Raw genomic sequence first — 13,366 nt, 5'->3', positions numbered from 1 at the left:
ACCATCACGTCCCATGACGACCGCGATCCTGACCGTCGGGCTGGCGTTCATCGGCTACCTGGCGACCTACCTCAACGGACTGCGGCTTGCGCAGCGCCAGGCCCGACTGACCCGGGTGAACTCCCAGCTGAGCGACTTCTACGGGCCCTTGTTCGCCCTGATGGAGGCCAACGGCCGTACCTTCGACGCCTTCTCCGAGAAATACGCCCGCCCCGACGGCCGCGACCCCTTCCACCACGACGTCCCTCCCACCGATCGGGAACTCGCCGAGTGGCGCACCTGGGCCACCACCGTCTTCATCCCCAACATCCGGGCGATGCGCGATGTGGTGGTCGGCAAGGCGGATCTCCTCATCGAGGAGCAGATGCCGCAGGTCCTGCTCGAACTCTGCGCCCATGTCTCCGGCTACGAGATCACTGCCGCGCGCTGGGCGCAGGGCAGCTATGAGGACCACCTGTCGTTCATACCCTTTCCCGGGCGGGAGCTGCGGGCGTACATCCTTGACCGGTTCACGCGCCTGAAGAGTGAGCAGGCGGACCTGCTGGGCCGGACAGCCGGCGCCGGGCGGCGGCGCGAGCCTGCACCGTGATCCGGGAGAGGGGCCGGGCGGTGGCGGGCGGGTGCCGGCTGCCGTGCGGCGCAGGGCAGTTCGGCGCCACGGCCTACGGCTGCGGGGGTCCGGCGCTCTCCCGGCCCGGTGTCTCCAGTTCCAGCAGCAGGTGCTTGGCAGCGGCGCCCCCGGCGTACTGTCCGGCGGACCCGTCGGAGCGCACCACTCGGTGACAGGGCACCACCAGCGGCAGCGGGTTCGTCGCGCATGCCGAGCCCACGGCGCGTACGGCCCGGGGGCTCCCGGCGGCGGCGGCCACCTGCGCGTAGCTCTCGGTGCGGCCGTAACCGATCTCGGGGAGGTGCGTCAGGACCTCGCGGCGGAAGCCCTTCGACAGGCGCCAGTCCAGCGGAAGTTCGAACCGGTGGCGCCGCCCGGTGAAGTACTCGTCGAGCTGCCGGCTCACCGCGTCGAGGCGGGCCGGGGCACGCAGGATGCGCGGGCTGATCGAGTCGGACAGCTGGTGCAGCACCGCGGAGTGGTCCTGCACGTCGAAGGCGACCCTGACCAGACCCTTCTCGGTGGCCGCCAGCAGCAGCGGGCCGATGGGGGAGTCGAGGACGCGGTAGGCGACGTCGAGGAGCCCGGCGTCCTGCGACGCGGTGGCCAGCCGGGTGTGCAGCCGGGCCATCGCCGCCTCGTCGTGTTCGGGCAGCGCGGCGAACAGGCGAGCGTCGTCGGATCGTTCGTTGTGGGAACGGCTGTGGGGTTCGGATGGGGGCTTCATCGTGTGTCCCCTCCTCTCGTCCGGGCTGTCCGGGCTGTGTGGGTCCTGGTGTTGTCGGCGTTCTCGGCGTTGTCGGTCTTGTTGGGGGTGTCAGCGTGGTTGGTGTGGTCGGTGCTGCGGGCACCGGTCGGCTCCGTGCGGTCGTCGGAGCCGGCCGCCGGGTACTGCGGAAAGCTGCGGCGCAGGGCTCTGATGCCGTCGGACGCGGCCCTGCGGGCGGCATCCGCGCTGCCGCCGGTCAGCGCGGCGATCTCCTTGTAGGGCAGCCCGGCCAGGTAGTGGTAGGCGACGGTCCGGCGCTGCCGGTCGGGAAGGGCCTTGAGGGCCGCCCACAGGTCCGGGTCCCAGCCCTCCGCGGAGCCGTCGGTACGGCCGGGGCGCTCGGGCAGTTCCCCGACCGGCGTGGGGCGGCGGGCGTTGGCACGGGTCACGTCGATGGCCTTGCGGTGGGCGATGGTCACCAGCCACGCCTCGACGTTGGCGTCGGCCGGAAGTCCGGGGTACGCCTTCAGCGCGGCGAGGAAGGTCTCCGACCAGGCGTCCTCGGCGTCGTGCGGCCCCACGACGGCCCGCACGACGCGGAGCACCATGGGCCCGTGGTCGGTCACGATCTGTTCGAACAGTGGCTTGCTCACATCGGTTCAACGATCCAACCGCTAGGAGTGGTGGCGGACTTGGAGGGGACTCATGAGTCCCGGGGAGCCGGGGGATCAGAACAGCCGGGCGGCGCTCTCGGCGGCCGGCTCCTCCAGCCCCAGCAGGAACCGCTTGCGGTCGAGACCGCCGGCGTACCCGCGCAGGCTGCCGCCGGTGGCGACGACCCGGTGACAGGGAATGATCACCGAAACGGGGTTGAGCGCGTTGGCGGCGCCGACGGCCTGTGCGAGCGCCGGATCGCCGAGGCGCCGGGCGAGGTCCCCGTACGAGCAGGTCTCGCCGTACGGGATCGTCGTCAGCAGATCCCAGACGCGCCGCCGGAAGTCGTTGCCCTGGGGGGCGAGCGGCAGGTCGAACTCGCGCCGTTCGCCGTCGAAGTACTCCTGGAGCTGCCGGCGGACCGTCCCGAATCCCTCATCGGTGCGCTCCCCGAACGTGTCCTCCGCCGGGCGCCGGCGGTGCCCTTCGAAGTACAGCCCCAGCAGCGCGCCGTCCTCGGCCACGACCGTCAGGCCTCCGACGGGCGATCCGACAACTGTGTGCGTCCTCATGGCACGGGCTCCTTTCCCAGCGGGCGGCTCCGTGGCGGCCACCCCTGTACCCGGTAGACGCTCCGGCCGGGAAAAACGTGAGCCCGGCCCAGGGCCGGTCCTGGGCGTGAACCGAATCCGAGCGGTCACCGACCAAGCCATGAACCTGTCAGGTCCGAATCAGCAGCACACCAGAGACCGATACGCGGCTGTCGGCACAGGGCCGGCGGCGCGTTCGGAAGGGGATGCATCGCAGTGACGACTCACCGCACAGCACGGCTCACCGCACTTCTGGCCCTGCCCGCCGCTCTGACGCTCGGCGTGGCCACGCCCTCGCTGGCCCGGAGCGCGCACACCGCACACACCGGCGTTGTCGCCAAGGCCCCCAAGGCGTACCAGATCGACCTGTCCGAGCTGAACGACTCCGGTGCGAGCGGCACCGCGATGCTCAGCGTGGAAGGCACCAGGCTGACGGTGAAGATCGAGGCCCATGGGCTGGTACCGGGGCAGCCGCACGCACAGCACATCCACGGTTCCACGGACGGCCACGACTTCCACTGCCCGACGGCAAGCGCGGACAAGAACGGCGACGGCATCGTCACCACCGCCGAGGGCATCCCGGACTACGGCAACATCCACATCTCCCTGACCACCAAGGGCGATACGTCGATGAAGAGCGGGCTGGCCGTGGACCGGATGCCGGTCGCCGACAAGAACGGCGACCTCTCGTACTCGCGCACCATCGACGTCACGCAGGCCACCGCGGACCACATCAAGGACCTGCACGTCGTCCAACACGGCATCGACCCGAACAAGAACGGCAAGTACGACTTCGGCAAGGGAAAGAGCGAACTGGACCCGAAACTGCCGCAGGAGGCCACCGCCCCCACCGACTGCGGAATGGTCAAGGGCGCCGCGGTGGGCTCCGTACCGGTCGGCGGGGTGGAGACCGGTTCCGGCAGTACGAACGGGATCGAGTCCCCCGGACTGATCGCCGGCGGCGGAATCGCGCTGCTGGCCGCGGCCGGTCTCTTCGCCGCACGCCGCAGGCTGCTGACGGCGGACACCCACGAGGAGAGCTGACCGCAACCGCGCTCAGGCCCGGCGCACACCCGAAGCAGAGTGGCAACAGGAGCGGTTGAGGGAGACGAGGCCGATGAGGCAGATGAGGGGCATGCAGCGGATGGGCTTCGCACATCGGCGTCGGCGAACGGTCCTGGTCCTCGTGGTGTCCGCTCTGCTGGTGGCCGGCGGGGTGCTGCTCGGCACGGGAATCGCCCGGCAGCAGCCCGCGCCGCCGAGGGCCGTCGACAAGGGCGGCCCGTCCGCGACGACACCTGCGGCGCCTGCCCGGTCGCAGGCGGGGCGGCAGCCCCCACCGGCGAGCGCCCCGCCGGGGCAGGGCGACAGCGGGGCGGCGCACGCCGTCTCCGCCCTCCCGGCTTCCGATCCCGTACGGCTCACGATTCCGGCGCTGAAGGTCTCGTCCACGCTGGAGAGGCTGGGTCTGGGCAAGGATCACGCGATGGAGACGCCGCGCGATCCGTCCAGGGCGGGCTGGTACACACCCGGAACCGCACCCGGTTCGGTCGGCCCCGCCGTGATCGCCGGGCATGTGACCTGGAACGGGGCGCGGGGTGTCTTCTTCCGGCTGTCCGACCTCGGCCCGGGTGACCGGATCCAGGTGGCGCGCCGGGACGGCCGCACCGCGGAGTTCACGGTGGACCGGGTCGCGGTGTACCCCAAGGACGCCTTCCCCACGGTCGAGGTGTACCGCAACATCGGCAACGCCGGTCTGCGGCTGATCACTTGCGGCGGGGCGTACTCGCAGGCGCAGCACCACTACGCGGACAACGTGGTGGTGTACGCCTCCCTCACCGGTCACACCTGATCCGCGGCGCACCTGCTGCCCGCGGACCGGATCGCGGTCAGTCCTCCTGCGTCCGGAACAGCACCAGATCGAAGCCGTTCCCACGTGCCGCGAGCAGCAGGTCGTACGTCGCGGAGTTGAGGCTCGGCCGGCCGGAAGCCCTCCAGAGGGTGGTCGCCTGTCGCGTACCAGTGGGCGTCCGGGCCCAGGGCCTCGATGACATCGAGCTCGATCCCCCGCAGCCGGGCGTCGTCCACCAGGGCGTCGTCGGCGCTGGTGCCGTACGCCAGGTCGGCCGCCGGCATGCCGACCACCCCATCCGGTGGCCCGGTTCGGGGTGAACGTCGCCTCGCCCTCCAGGCATTCGACCGATTCGGGTGAGCCGCCACAACTCACCTCCACCGGCCGCATCGACGCGACGGTGCGTGCCGGTACCCCGGTACATCGGGCCCTCGCTCCGTCGGCCATGAGTACAGCCACGTCCTCGGTCATGCCGCCTGCCCGGCGTCCGGGGCACCGGCCCGGCCTGCGGGGAAGCCGTGACGGCGGGCGAGGAGGACGACGGCGAGCACCGGCAGCAGGAGCAGCAGCACGGTCCAGGGGAAGGAGTGACTGCCGATCAGGTCCAGCAGTACCCCGCCGGCGATGCCGCCCGCCGCCATCGCGACGTTCCAGAGCGTGACGAGCATCGCCTGGGCCGCGTCGGCGGAGTCGCCGCCCGCGTCCCCGGCAGCCGTCTGCAGCAGGGTGGGCACGCCGCCCCAGCCCAGACCCCACAGGGCTGCGGCGGTATAGACGAAGGAGGTGTGGTCGGCGAAGAGGGCCAGGAGCGCCGCTGCCACAGCGACCAGGAGGGCGCTGGCGACCGTGAGGCCGCGCAGCCGGCGCTGGATCCGGGCACCGACGACCCAGATGCCCGCGAGTGACGCGACGCCGAACACCAGGAGCACCAGGTCGGTGCGTCCGCTCATGCCCAGGTCGTCCAGGAAAGCGGCGATGTAGGCGTACAGGATGGTGTGGGCCAGGACGAATACCAGCGTGACGAAGAGGACCGGGGCCACGCCCGGAATGCGCAGGGTCCGCAGCGTCTTCGGCCGCTCGCCGCGCCGCTGCCCCGGCTGGTCGGGCACGGCCGCCGTGATCCACAGCAGGAGCAGCGCGGTGAGCGCCGTCATCGCGAGGAAGGCCGTGCGCCAGCCGCAGGCCTTGCCGAGCAGGGTGCCGGCCGGTACGCCGAGCGACAGGGCGAGGGGGATTCCCGCCATGGCGATGGCGATCGCCTTGCCCTGGAGGCGGGCGGGTGCCATGCGCCGGGCGTACCCGGCGAGCAGCGCCCAGGCCAGACCGGCCGCGACACCCGCCACGAACCGCGCCACCATGGTCAGCCCGTAGACGGACGACACGGCTGTCACGGTGTTGGCGAGCGCGAATCCCGCCATGGCGGTCAGCAGCAGCCGTTTGCGCCGCCACCCCGCGGTGGCCGCTGTCAGCGGGATGGCGGTCAGGGCGGTGCCGATCGCGTAGACCGTCACGGTCTGGCCCGTCGCGGACTCGCTCGCACCGAGGTCGTGGCTCATCGCGGGAAGCAGGCCCGCGGGGAGGGTCTCGGTGAGGCTGGTGATGAAGACTGCGGTGGCGAGGGCGAGCAGCGCGAGGAGCGGGAGCCGCTGCTTCGCCCCCTCCTGCCCGTGCCCTCGCTTCTCGCCCCAGTCTCCGGTGCGTGAGTCGGTGTCGGGTGCGGTGCTCATGTGCGGGCTCCAGGTCTTCTGCCGTTTCTGACGGTCGGTGCCGTCACCAGGACCGCACTGTGCACGAGGCGGCTTCGGAGAACCTTCGGGAAACCTTCGGGCCCTGGGTCTGCCTCCGCGCCGCCGCGTGGGGTGCCGGGCGGCCCGCCGCCGGACCTGACAGGCGGTGGACCGGGGAGCCCGTATCCGCCCATGTACGGTGACCCGCATGCGCTTTGGGGTGCTCGGGCCACTGGTGGTGTGGGACAACACCGGCGGCACAGTCCGTGTCCCCGAGACCAAGGTCCGGGCGCTGCTCGCGGACCTGCTCGCGCACGACGGGGGCCCCGTCCCGGTGGACCGGCTCATCCACGACCTGTGGGGCGACCGGCCGCCGGCCAGGCCGTCCGGGGCTCTGCAGGCCAGAGTCTCCCAACTGCGCCGGGTAGTCGGCCGGGACCGCGTCGTACGCCGGCCGCCGGGCTACGAGCTGCGGCTCGACGAATCGGCGGACGGTACGGATGCCTCCCGGTTCCGGGCGCTCGTGGCCCAGGCCCGTACGGCACGTGACGCGTACGCGCGGGTGGCACTGCTCACCGAGGCACTCGGGCTGTGGCGGGGGCCCGCGTACGCGGACTTCGCGGACGAGGAGTTCGTACGGGGAGCCGCACAGCACCTGGCGGAGCAGCGGCTATCCGTGGTGGAGGAGCAGGCGCAGGCCCGGCTGGACTCCGGGGACCAGGTGCTCGTCGCCGGGGAGCTCACCGAACATGTGGCGCGGCACCCGCTCAGGGAGAGTCTGCGGGCCGTGCAGATGAGGGCCCTCTACGCGGCGGGGCGCCAGAGCGAGGCCCTCGCGACGTACGAGGACCTGAGATCCCGCCTCGCCGGTGAACTGGGTGTGGCACCCGGTCCGGGACTCGGCGCCCTGCATCTGGCGGTGCTCCGCCAGGACCCGGAGCTGGCCCCTGCCCAGCCGCGCGAGCCCGAGCCGTACGCGCCCGGCAGCGGTGGCCGTGCCCGCACATCAGCGGCCGCACGGCCCCGCCAGGACCGGTGCCACTCCGGGCCCCCTGCCGATGCCGGAGCGCCGTCCGCCGCCGCCCGCTCGAACCTGCCCGCCCCGCTCACCCCTCTCATCGGCCGCCGGCAGTCCCTGCTCGGCCTCTCCGCACTCCTGCGCACCGCCCGGCTCGTGACCCTCACCGGGCCCGGCGGCGTCGGCAAGACCCGCCTGGCCGTAGCGGCCGCCGCAGCGGATGCGGCGGCCGGCGCTTCCGTGAGAGCCGCGGTCCCGGAGGCAGGCGAACTCGCCGACGGGGTCTGGCTCGTCGAGTTCGCCGGGGTCCGCTCCGGCACCCCGGCCGACCTCAGCCAGGTCGTCGCCGCGACCCTCGGCATCCGGGACGGCGCCCCGGCCGCCCCGCTGGGCGCCGGCTCCAGTGGCCTGCTCCCGGTGCACCGACTCGCCGCCGCCCTTCGCGACCGCCGCACCCTGCTCGTCCTGGACAATTGCGAGCACGTCGTCGACGCGGCGGCGGAACTCGTGGCGCTGCTCCTGCGCACAGCCCCCGGCCTGCGTGTGCTGGTCACCAGCCAGGAGCCGCTCGGCCTGGCGGGCGAGGCGGTGTTCCTGGTGGAGCCTCTCCCGGCCGCCGATGCCGTCCAGTTGTTCATGGAGCGTGCGGCCGCCTCCGCCCCCGGCTTCCCGCAGGACCCGGCGGCGTGCGATCCGTCTGACCGGGCTGCCGTCGACGAGATCTGCCGCCGCCTCGACGGCATCCCGCTGGCCCTCGAACTCGCCGCCACCCGGGTACGCGCCCTGGGTGTAAGGGAGTTGGCGGACCGCCTCGGGTGCAGGTTCCAGGTGCTGACCTCCGGACAGCGCGGCGCGCCCGCCCGGCAGCAGACTCTGCGGGCTGTGATCGACTGGAGCTGGGAGCTGCTCAGCGCCCCCGAGCGTGCCTTCCTGCGCCGCCTCGCCGTGCACAGCGGCGGCTGCGACCTGGCCGCCGCCGAAGCGGTGGGCTCGGGCGACGGAGTGGACCGGCAGAATGTGCTCGACCTGATGAGCCGGCTCGTCGAGCGTTCCCTCGTGGAAGGGGTGGACGGGCCGGCCGGACGCCGTTACCGGCTCCTGGAATCCGTAGCCGCGTACGCGATGGAGCGGCTGTACGAGGCGGGCGAACTCGCCACGGTGCGCGACCGTCATCGGCGTCACTACCTCGCACTCGCGGAACGGGCCGAATCCGGGCTGCGCGGTGCCGGGCAGCGGTCCTGGCTCGCGCGCCTGGACGCCGATTCGGGCAATCTGCGCGCCGCACTCGACGAGGCCGTGCGTCGCGCCGCTGCGGGGGAGCCGGACGAGGCCGCGCGGTCGGCTGCCGCTCTGGCCTGGTGGTGGCTGCTGCGCGGCCGCCTCACCGAGGGCCGCCGCAGTCTGGCAGCCGTCCTGGCCGCGGTCTCCGGCGGCGCGGCCCCGGAGGGCGTCGGCACCGGTGGCGGGGGCCGGGAGGACGCGGCCCCGGCCGATGCGGCCCTGGAGCACCCGGACCCGGACCCGGACCCGGACGACACGGTCACCGGTGGCGGGGGTCCGGCCTCCGGGGCTGCCGGTGTCTCCGCCACCGCCGAACTCAGCCTGTTACAGGCCGCGTTCGCGCTGCTCACCGGTGGCCGGGATGCGGCCGCGGTCTCCGTCACCGCGTCCGCCGGCCGTGTCCCCGACCCGGTGCGCCGTGCGCGTGCCCTGTGGCTGTGCGCCTACGGGCTCTTCAGCGCCGGGGTCACGGCTGACAGCGGTGAGCTGAACGCCCGCGCACTCACCCTCTTCACCTCCGCCGGTGACCAGTGGGGCACCGCTGCGGCGCTCGGTCTGCGGGCGACGCTCGCGCTGGTCGGCGGCGACCTCGCCGGGCTCGGGCGCGACGGCCTGCGCAGCCTGACACTCTTCCGTGAACTGGGCGATTCCTGGGGGGAGTTGCAGTCCGTATCGCCGCTCGCCGTGCTCGCCGAGATCAAGGGTGACTACGAGGACGCGGCGCGACGCCAACACGAAGGGCTGCGGATCGCAGAGGAGTTGGGGCTTCGTGCCGAGGTCTCGGCGCGGCTGTCCGGGCTCGGCCGGCTGTCGCTGCTCGCCCGTGACTGGGGCCGGGCCCGCGACCTGCACCAGCAGGCCCGCCGTATCGCTGTCGAACAGGGCTACACCTACGGCGAGATCCACGCCGAGATGGGCCTGGCGCTCGGCGCGCGCCGCTCCGGCGACCTCGACACCGCCGAGGCGCACCTGCTGCACATCCGCGACGGCTACGCCGACGTGTCGTCCCAGGCCGGTGACCACCTGCTCTGCGCCGAGCTCGGCTTCATCGCCGAGCTCCGAGGTGATGCGGTCCGGGCCGTGCACCACCACCTGCGCGGACTGGACATCGCCCGAGCCCTCGGCGAACCACGCGCCCTGGCCCTGTCCCTGGAGGGCCTCGCGGGCGCCGTGACCCCGCACGGGCACGCACGCTCCGCCGGATACACGGCGCTGCTGCTCGGCGCGGCGGACGCGGCACGCCGCCGTGCGGGCGCCCCGCTGCCGTCCGCCGAGCGCGGCGACGCCGACCGTATCGGGGCGGCGGCGCGCGCCGTACTCGGCGAGCCCGCGTTCTCGGAGGCGTTCGAGCGAGGTGCCCGGCTGACTCCCGGCGGGGCCGCGCTGTACGCCCGTACGGCACTTGACCGTCCGGGGTGACGTTCCCGGGCCGCGGCGGCGCCTCCCGCCGCGGCACCCGGGCCGGGCCGGCGCTGTCGGCCCCGCCCGGCTGTTCCCCGCTGTGCGCCCGGGAAGCCGGGCATCCCGGCCGGTCTCCCGGCCGGGTCAGGCCGGGGTGTCCGGTGCGGTGTCCGGATCCTGGTTCTCCCTCTGGCCGAAGCGCCGGAAGAGGACGTGGAGAAGGACGGCGGTGAGCGTTCCCGCCACGACACCGCTGCCCAGCACCGTCCCGGCCCAGGAGGGAAAGGACCGGTAGATGTCGGGCGCGACCACCGGGAGCAGGCCGGCGGTGAGGGCGAGGGCGATGACGGTGGAGTTGGAGCGCTCGGCGGGCGCCGCGCGCCCCAGCATGTCGACGCCCATCACCGCGATGATCCCGTAGATCACCAGCGACGACCCTCCGACGACGGGTGCCGGTACCCCCGCCAGCAGCCGGGAGAGGGGCGCCAGCAGGCCGATCACGATGAGCAGGACGCCCGCGCCCGCCGTGACGAAGCGGCTGCGGACCCCCGTCAGCCGGACGATCCCGATGTTCTCCGAGCTGGTCACGAGCAGTGAAGTGCCGAACAGCCCGCCGAGTACCGAGACCAGCGCGTCGGCCCTCGCGACGCGGGGCACATCGCGCCCTGGGTCGGAAACGCGGCCCACCGTCTCGCTGTTGAGGACGGTCTGCCCGGTGATCTCCGCGAGCGTGGTGAGGCTGAAGAGCAGCAGCGGCAGCGCGGCGAGCACGTCGAAGTGCGGGGCTCCGTAGGGAAGGAGGTGCGGAAGAGCCCCGGCCCCCTGAACCGCCCCGCCCCCCGATCCGCCCCCGCCGCCTGAGGGGGGCGCGAAGCCGCCCAGGCCGGTCGTGACGGCGACGAGTGTCCCGGCGCCCATCCCGAGCAGTACCGCGGTCTGCCGCCAGACCCCGCGGAGCAGCAGAAGCAGCAGGAGTGTGCAGCCGATGGTCGCGGCGGCCAGCACCACGGCCGGCCGTGCGGCGTACCCGGCGGTTCCGCTGCGGCCGGTGATCAGCTGGGCGCCGATCTTGATCATGCCGATGCCGATCAGCAGCACGGTGGTGCCCATGACCAGGGGAGGGAAGAGCCGCACGATCCTGGCGTAGAACGGCAGTACGGCGCAGAGCAGCGCCGCCGCGAGGAGGACCGATCCGGTCGCGGTGGCCGGGCCGTGCTCCCTGGCCGTCTGGATGAACAGCGCTGTGGCCGCCCCGCCGGGCAGCATGACGAACGGCAGCCTGGCCCCGATCCGCCACACCCCGACGGACTGCAGAAGCGTTCCCGCTCCGCACAGTACGAGGGTGGCGCTGAGCAGGGACGCGGTGCGGCCGGCGTCGAGGCCGAGGGCCTGGCCGGTCAGGAACACCGTCGAGACGGGCGAGGCGACCATGGCCAGTACGTGCTGCGCCGACAGCGGAGCCAGCCGGCGCAGCGGCAGCCGCCGGTCGACGGCCGCCGCCTGTCCGGACCGTATGCCGGCGTCGGTCACGGTGTGGCCTCCGCGGCCAGCCAGGGCAGCTCGCCGGCGGTGTAACGGTAGGCGCGGAAGACGGCGTTGGGTTCGGACGGGAACAGGCCGCGCACCTCGGACTCCCGGTATCCGCCGAAGTACGGGACGACGTACTCCCAGCACAGGTATCCGTCGGGCGTCACCTCGAAGAGGCGGCCCGCCGGTGAGTCCGTGACGAGTGTGTTGCCGCCCGCGAGGCGCTGGGCGCTGCCCATGAACGGCGCGAAGAACGACTCGCGGGCCGGGTCGTGGTACTCCCACACGATCCTTCCCGAGGCTCGCTCGATCTCGATGACGCGGGAGTACGGGACGTCCGAACCGGGGCGGAAGACTCCGTTGTCGAACACCAGCAGGCCGCCGTTGTCCAGCTCGGTGGGCGCGTGCTGCTGCGACACCACTCCGGCGCCGCTCCGCCACAGGATCCCGCCGGTCTCGCGGCTGATGACGACGAGGGCCGAGACGCTGCGCAGGCTGGCCAGGATGTTGCCGTCGGCGAGCGGGACGACGCTGTTGATCAGCGGCCAGTGCTCGCGTGCGTAGTCGGGGTGCAGCGCGTACTCCTCGCGGCCGAGGTGCTCGGCCGCCCGCCACGTCCAGCGCACGGAGCCGTCCGCGTCGACTTCCCGGATCGTGTCGGCCCACACCGTGCCGTCGGCCTCCGAGCCGGGCACGCCACCCCGTACACCGTCCGCCTCCGCGCCCCGCAGCGGTTCGAGCGCGGTGTAGAGGATGCGGCCGTCGCCGGTGTGGTGGGCGTCGTGGTGCTGGAGCGGGTCGCGGTACTCGCGCAGAACGGTGCCGTCCGGGGCGGCTTCGAGCATCACGCCGCCCCGGTACTTGTGCCACATGGGGAAGAGCGCCGGTTCATCGGGGAGTACGCCGTTGTAGGCGAGGTTTCCGTTGGCCAGGACGCGCGCGTGCCGACCGGGCCGGTACGGCATCTTCCACTCGTGGACGACCCGGCCGTGCAGGTCGATCAGGTACACCTCTCCCGCGCCGGTGAGCGGCGCGAAGAGGGTGTAGCCGCCCTCGGACGCGTCGGAGTCGATGGCGATCAGGCCGGTACCGCGACGGCGGCGCGTGTTCTGGTCGACCGGGGGTTTCGGTGACATGGACATCGGCGGCACAGCGTCCCTCCTATGAAACTTTATTTGATGGGATCAATCCTTTTCGAAGTTAGCGCCGGAGTGTTGCAGCGCTGTGAAGGGCGTACGAAGCCCTCGGCCGGCTGCGGGATGATGAGCGGTGCAGCGGACCGGAAGCGAGGAACCCACGACGTGACAGCCGAACCGCCCGTCCTCCGGATCGGGCCGGGCATCCGCAGACGGCGCAGGGCTCTGGATCTCACCCTTGCCGAGGTCGCCGCCCTCAGCGGCCTCTCGTCGCCGTTCCTGAGCCAGGTCGAGAACGACCGGGCCCGGCCCAGCATGCGTTCACTCCAGCTCATCGCCGACGCGCTGGAGACCACGGCCGTCCAGCTCCTTGCCGCGGCCGGCTCACCGCGCCGGGTGGACATCGTGCGCGCCGACGCCGATCCGGGGCTCGACGCGGCGGCCCGCGTCCGGCCGCTGGTGAGCGGCCACCGCCAGCTGCACGCAATGGAGTTCACCGGAGATCACGACGCCGACCGTGAATTCCGGCACCGCAACGACGAGTTGATGTACGTCGCCGACGGCAGCGTCGAGGTCGAGGCCGAAGGCCGCACCTGCCGACTGGACCGCGGGGACACGCTCTACCTCGCCGGCGGGGTGCGCCACCGGTGGCGGGCGCGGGAGGAAGGCACCCGCGTGCTGCTCATCGCCGTGGCCGACCAGGCCGAGGTCACCCTGGGCGGCCCAGGGCCCTCCTGAGGCCGGGGCCCTGACCCGGCCGCCCGGTCCCGGGACCGGGCCGGGGCTGCACGGGGGCAGCGCCGCCCGGCCCCGGGAACGGGCTCGGACGGCGTGCGGGCCGTGTGGCGCGGGCCCTGTGCG

At 73.0% G+C, this 13,366-nt stretch carries 12 protein-coding genes; 5 read left to right on the top strand and 7 right to left on the bottom strand.

Annotation, left to right across the window (positions count from 1 at the left end; all coding sequences use genetic code 11):
* Positions 1–13: 13 nt before the first annotated feature.
* On the top strand, positions 14–589 hold the full coding sequence (locus tag OG584_RS16405; protein ID WP_405778584.1) for a hypothetical protein: 576 nt from the start codon (positions 14–16) through the stop codon (positions 587–589).
* 73 nt (positions 590–662) lie between these two features.
* On the opposite strand, the gene OG584_RS16400 is transcribed toward OG584_RS16405, so the two are convergent.
* The 3 genes from OG584_RS16400 to OG584_RS16390 form a co-directional block, all read right to left on the bottom strand.
* On the bottom strand, positions 663–1,337 hold the full coding sequence (locus OG584_RS16400; protein ID WP_405778583.1) for a methylated-DNA--[protein]-cysteine S-methyltransferase: 675 nt from the start codon (positions 1,335–1,337) through the stop codon (positions 663–665).
* Entirely contained in the window at positions 1,334–1,972 is a 639-nt protein-coding gene (locus OG584_RS16395) for an RNA polymerase sigma factor (RefSeq protein WP_405778582.1), read from the bottom strand. Before OG584_RS16395 ends, OG584_RS16400 begins: the two co-directional genes overlap by 4 nt.
* Positions 1,973–2,047: 75 nt before the next feature.
* A complete protein-coding gene (locus OG584_RS16390) occupies positions 2,048–2,545 on the bottom strand; it encodes a methylated-DNA--[protein]-cysteine S-methyltransferase (RefSeq protein WP_405778581.1) in 498 nt (165 codons plus the stop codon).
* A gap of 234 nt (positions 2,546–2,779) precedes the next feature.
* Here OG584_RS16390 and OG584_RS16385 point away from each other — a divergent pair, with 234 nt between their 5' ends.
* Positions 2,780–3,607 carry a hypothetical protein gene (locus OG584_RS16385; RefSeq protein WP_405778580.1) on the top strand — a complete coding sequence of 276 codons (828 nt, stop codon included), beginning with the start codon at positions 2,780–2,782 and terminating at the stop codon, positions 3,605–3,607.
* Between the two features lie 73 nt (positions 3,608–3,680).
* The gene (locus OG584_RS16380; RefSeq protein WP_405778579.1) at positions 3,681–4,415 is read left to right on the top strand and encodes a class F sortase; all 735 of its coding nucleotides are present in this window, start codon (positions 3,681–3,683) and stop codon (positions 4,413–4,415) included.
* Here OG584_RS16380 and OG584_RS16375 read toward each other — a convergent pair.
* Both OG584_RS16375 and OG584_RS16370 read right to left on the bottom strand, forming a co-directional pair.
* Positions 4,406–4,699, bottom strand: coding sequence for a hypothetical protein (locus OG584_RS16375; protein WP_405778578.1), 294 nt, complete (start codon positions 4,697–4,699; stop codon positions 4,406–4,408). The two genes, OG584_RS16380 and OG584_RS16375, sit on opposite strands and share 10 nt — an antisense overlap.
* 183 nt (positions 4,700–4,882) lie before the next feature.
* A complete protein-coding gene (locus OG584_RS16370) occupies positions 4,883–6,142 on the bottom strand; it encodes an MFS transporter (protein WP_405778577.1) in 1,260 nt (419 codons plus the stop codon).
* A gap of 208 nt (positions 6,143–6,350) precedes the next feature.
* Here OG584_RS16370 and OG584_RS16365 point away from each other — a divergent pair, with 208 nt between their 5' ends.
* Positions 6,351–9,860, top strand: coding sequence for an AfsR/SARP family transcriptional regulator (locus tag OG584_RS16365; RefSeq protein ID WP_405778576.1), 3,510 nt, complete (start codon positions 6,351–6,353; stop codon positions 9,858–9,860).
* A gap of 126 nt (positions 9,861–9,986) precedes the next feature.
* Here the strand turns inward: OG584_RS16365 and OG584_RS16360 are convergent, their stop codons facing one another.
* Entirely contained in the window at positions 9,987–11,372 is a 1,386-nt protein-coding gene (locus tag OG584_RS16360) for a uracil-xanthine permease family protein (RefSeq protein ID WP_405778575.1), read from the bottom strand.
* Entirely contained in the window at positions 11,369–12,511 is a 1,143-nt protein-coding gene (locus tag OG584_RS16355) for an aryl-sulfate sulfotransferase (protein ID WP_405778574.1), read from the bottom strand. The genes OG584_RS16360 and OG584_RS16355 overlap by 4 nt, the downstream gene beginning before the upstream one ends.
* A 120-nt stretch (positions 12,512–12,631) precedes the next feature.
* Here OG584_RS16355 and OG584_RS16350 point away from each other — a divergent pair, with 120 nt between their 5' ends.
* Positions 12,632–13,243: a helix-turn-helix domain-containing protein gene (locus OG584_RS16350; protein ID WP_405778573.1), complete on the top strand. Its 612-nt coding sequence runs from the start codon at positions 12,632–12,634 to the stop codon at positions 13,241–13,243.
* Positions 13,244–13,366: the final 123 nt, after the last annotated feature.

Source organism: Streptomyces sp. NBC_00859 (assembly GCF_045161865.1).
Classification (GTDB): domain Bacteria; phylum Actinomycetota; class Actinomycetes; order Streptomycetales; family Streptomycetaceae; genus Streptomyces.
Note: the sequence above shows the minus strand (reverse complement) of the source record. Positions and strands in the feature narration are given on the sequence as shown.

What these genes read in the sequence shown, in the direction of transcription:
- OG584_RS16355 (WP_405778574.1), bottom strand. Translation starts at nt 12,511, where the DNA reads ATGTCCATGTCACCGAAACCCCCGGTCGACCAGAACACGCGCCGCCGT.
- OG584_RS16400 (WP_405778583.1), bottom strand. Translation starts at nt 1,337, where the DNA reads ATGAAGCCCCCATCCGAACCCCACAGCCGTTCCCACAACGAACGATCC.
- OG584_RS16375 (WP_405778578.1), bottom strand. Translation starts at nt 4,699, where the DNA reads ATGCCGGCGGCCGACCTGGCGTACGGCACCAGCGCCGACGACGCCCTG.
- OG584_RS16405 (WP_405778584.1), top strand. Translation starts at nt 14, where the DNA reads ATGACGACCGCGATCCTGACCGTCGGGCTGGCGTTCATCGGCTACCTG.
- OG584_RS16350 (WP_405778573.1), top strand. Translation starts at nt 12,632, where the DNA reads ATGAGCGGTGCAGCGGACCGGAAGCGAGGAACCCACGACGTGACAGCC.
- OG584_RS16380 (WP_405778579.1), top strand. Translation starts at nt 3,681, where the DNA reads ATGAGGCAGATGAGGGGCATGCAGCGGATGGGCTTCGCACATCGGCGT.
- OG584_RS16365 (WP_405778576.1), top strand. Translation starts at nt 6,351, where the DNA reads ATGCGCTTTGGGGTGCTCGGGCCACTGGTGGTGTGGGACAACACCGGC.
- OG584_RS16390 (WP_405778581.1), bottom strand. Translation starts at nt 2,545, where the DNA reads ATGAGGACGCACACAGTTGTCGGATCGCCCGTCGGAGGCCTGACGGTC.
- OG584_RS16370 (WP_405778577.1), bottom strand. Translation starts at nt 6,142, where the DNA reads ATGAGCACCGCACCCGACACCGACTCACGCACCGGAGACTGGGGCGAG.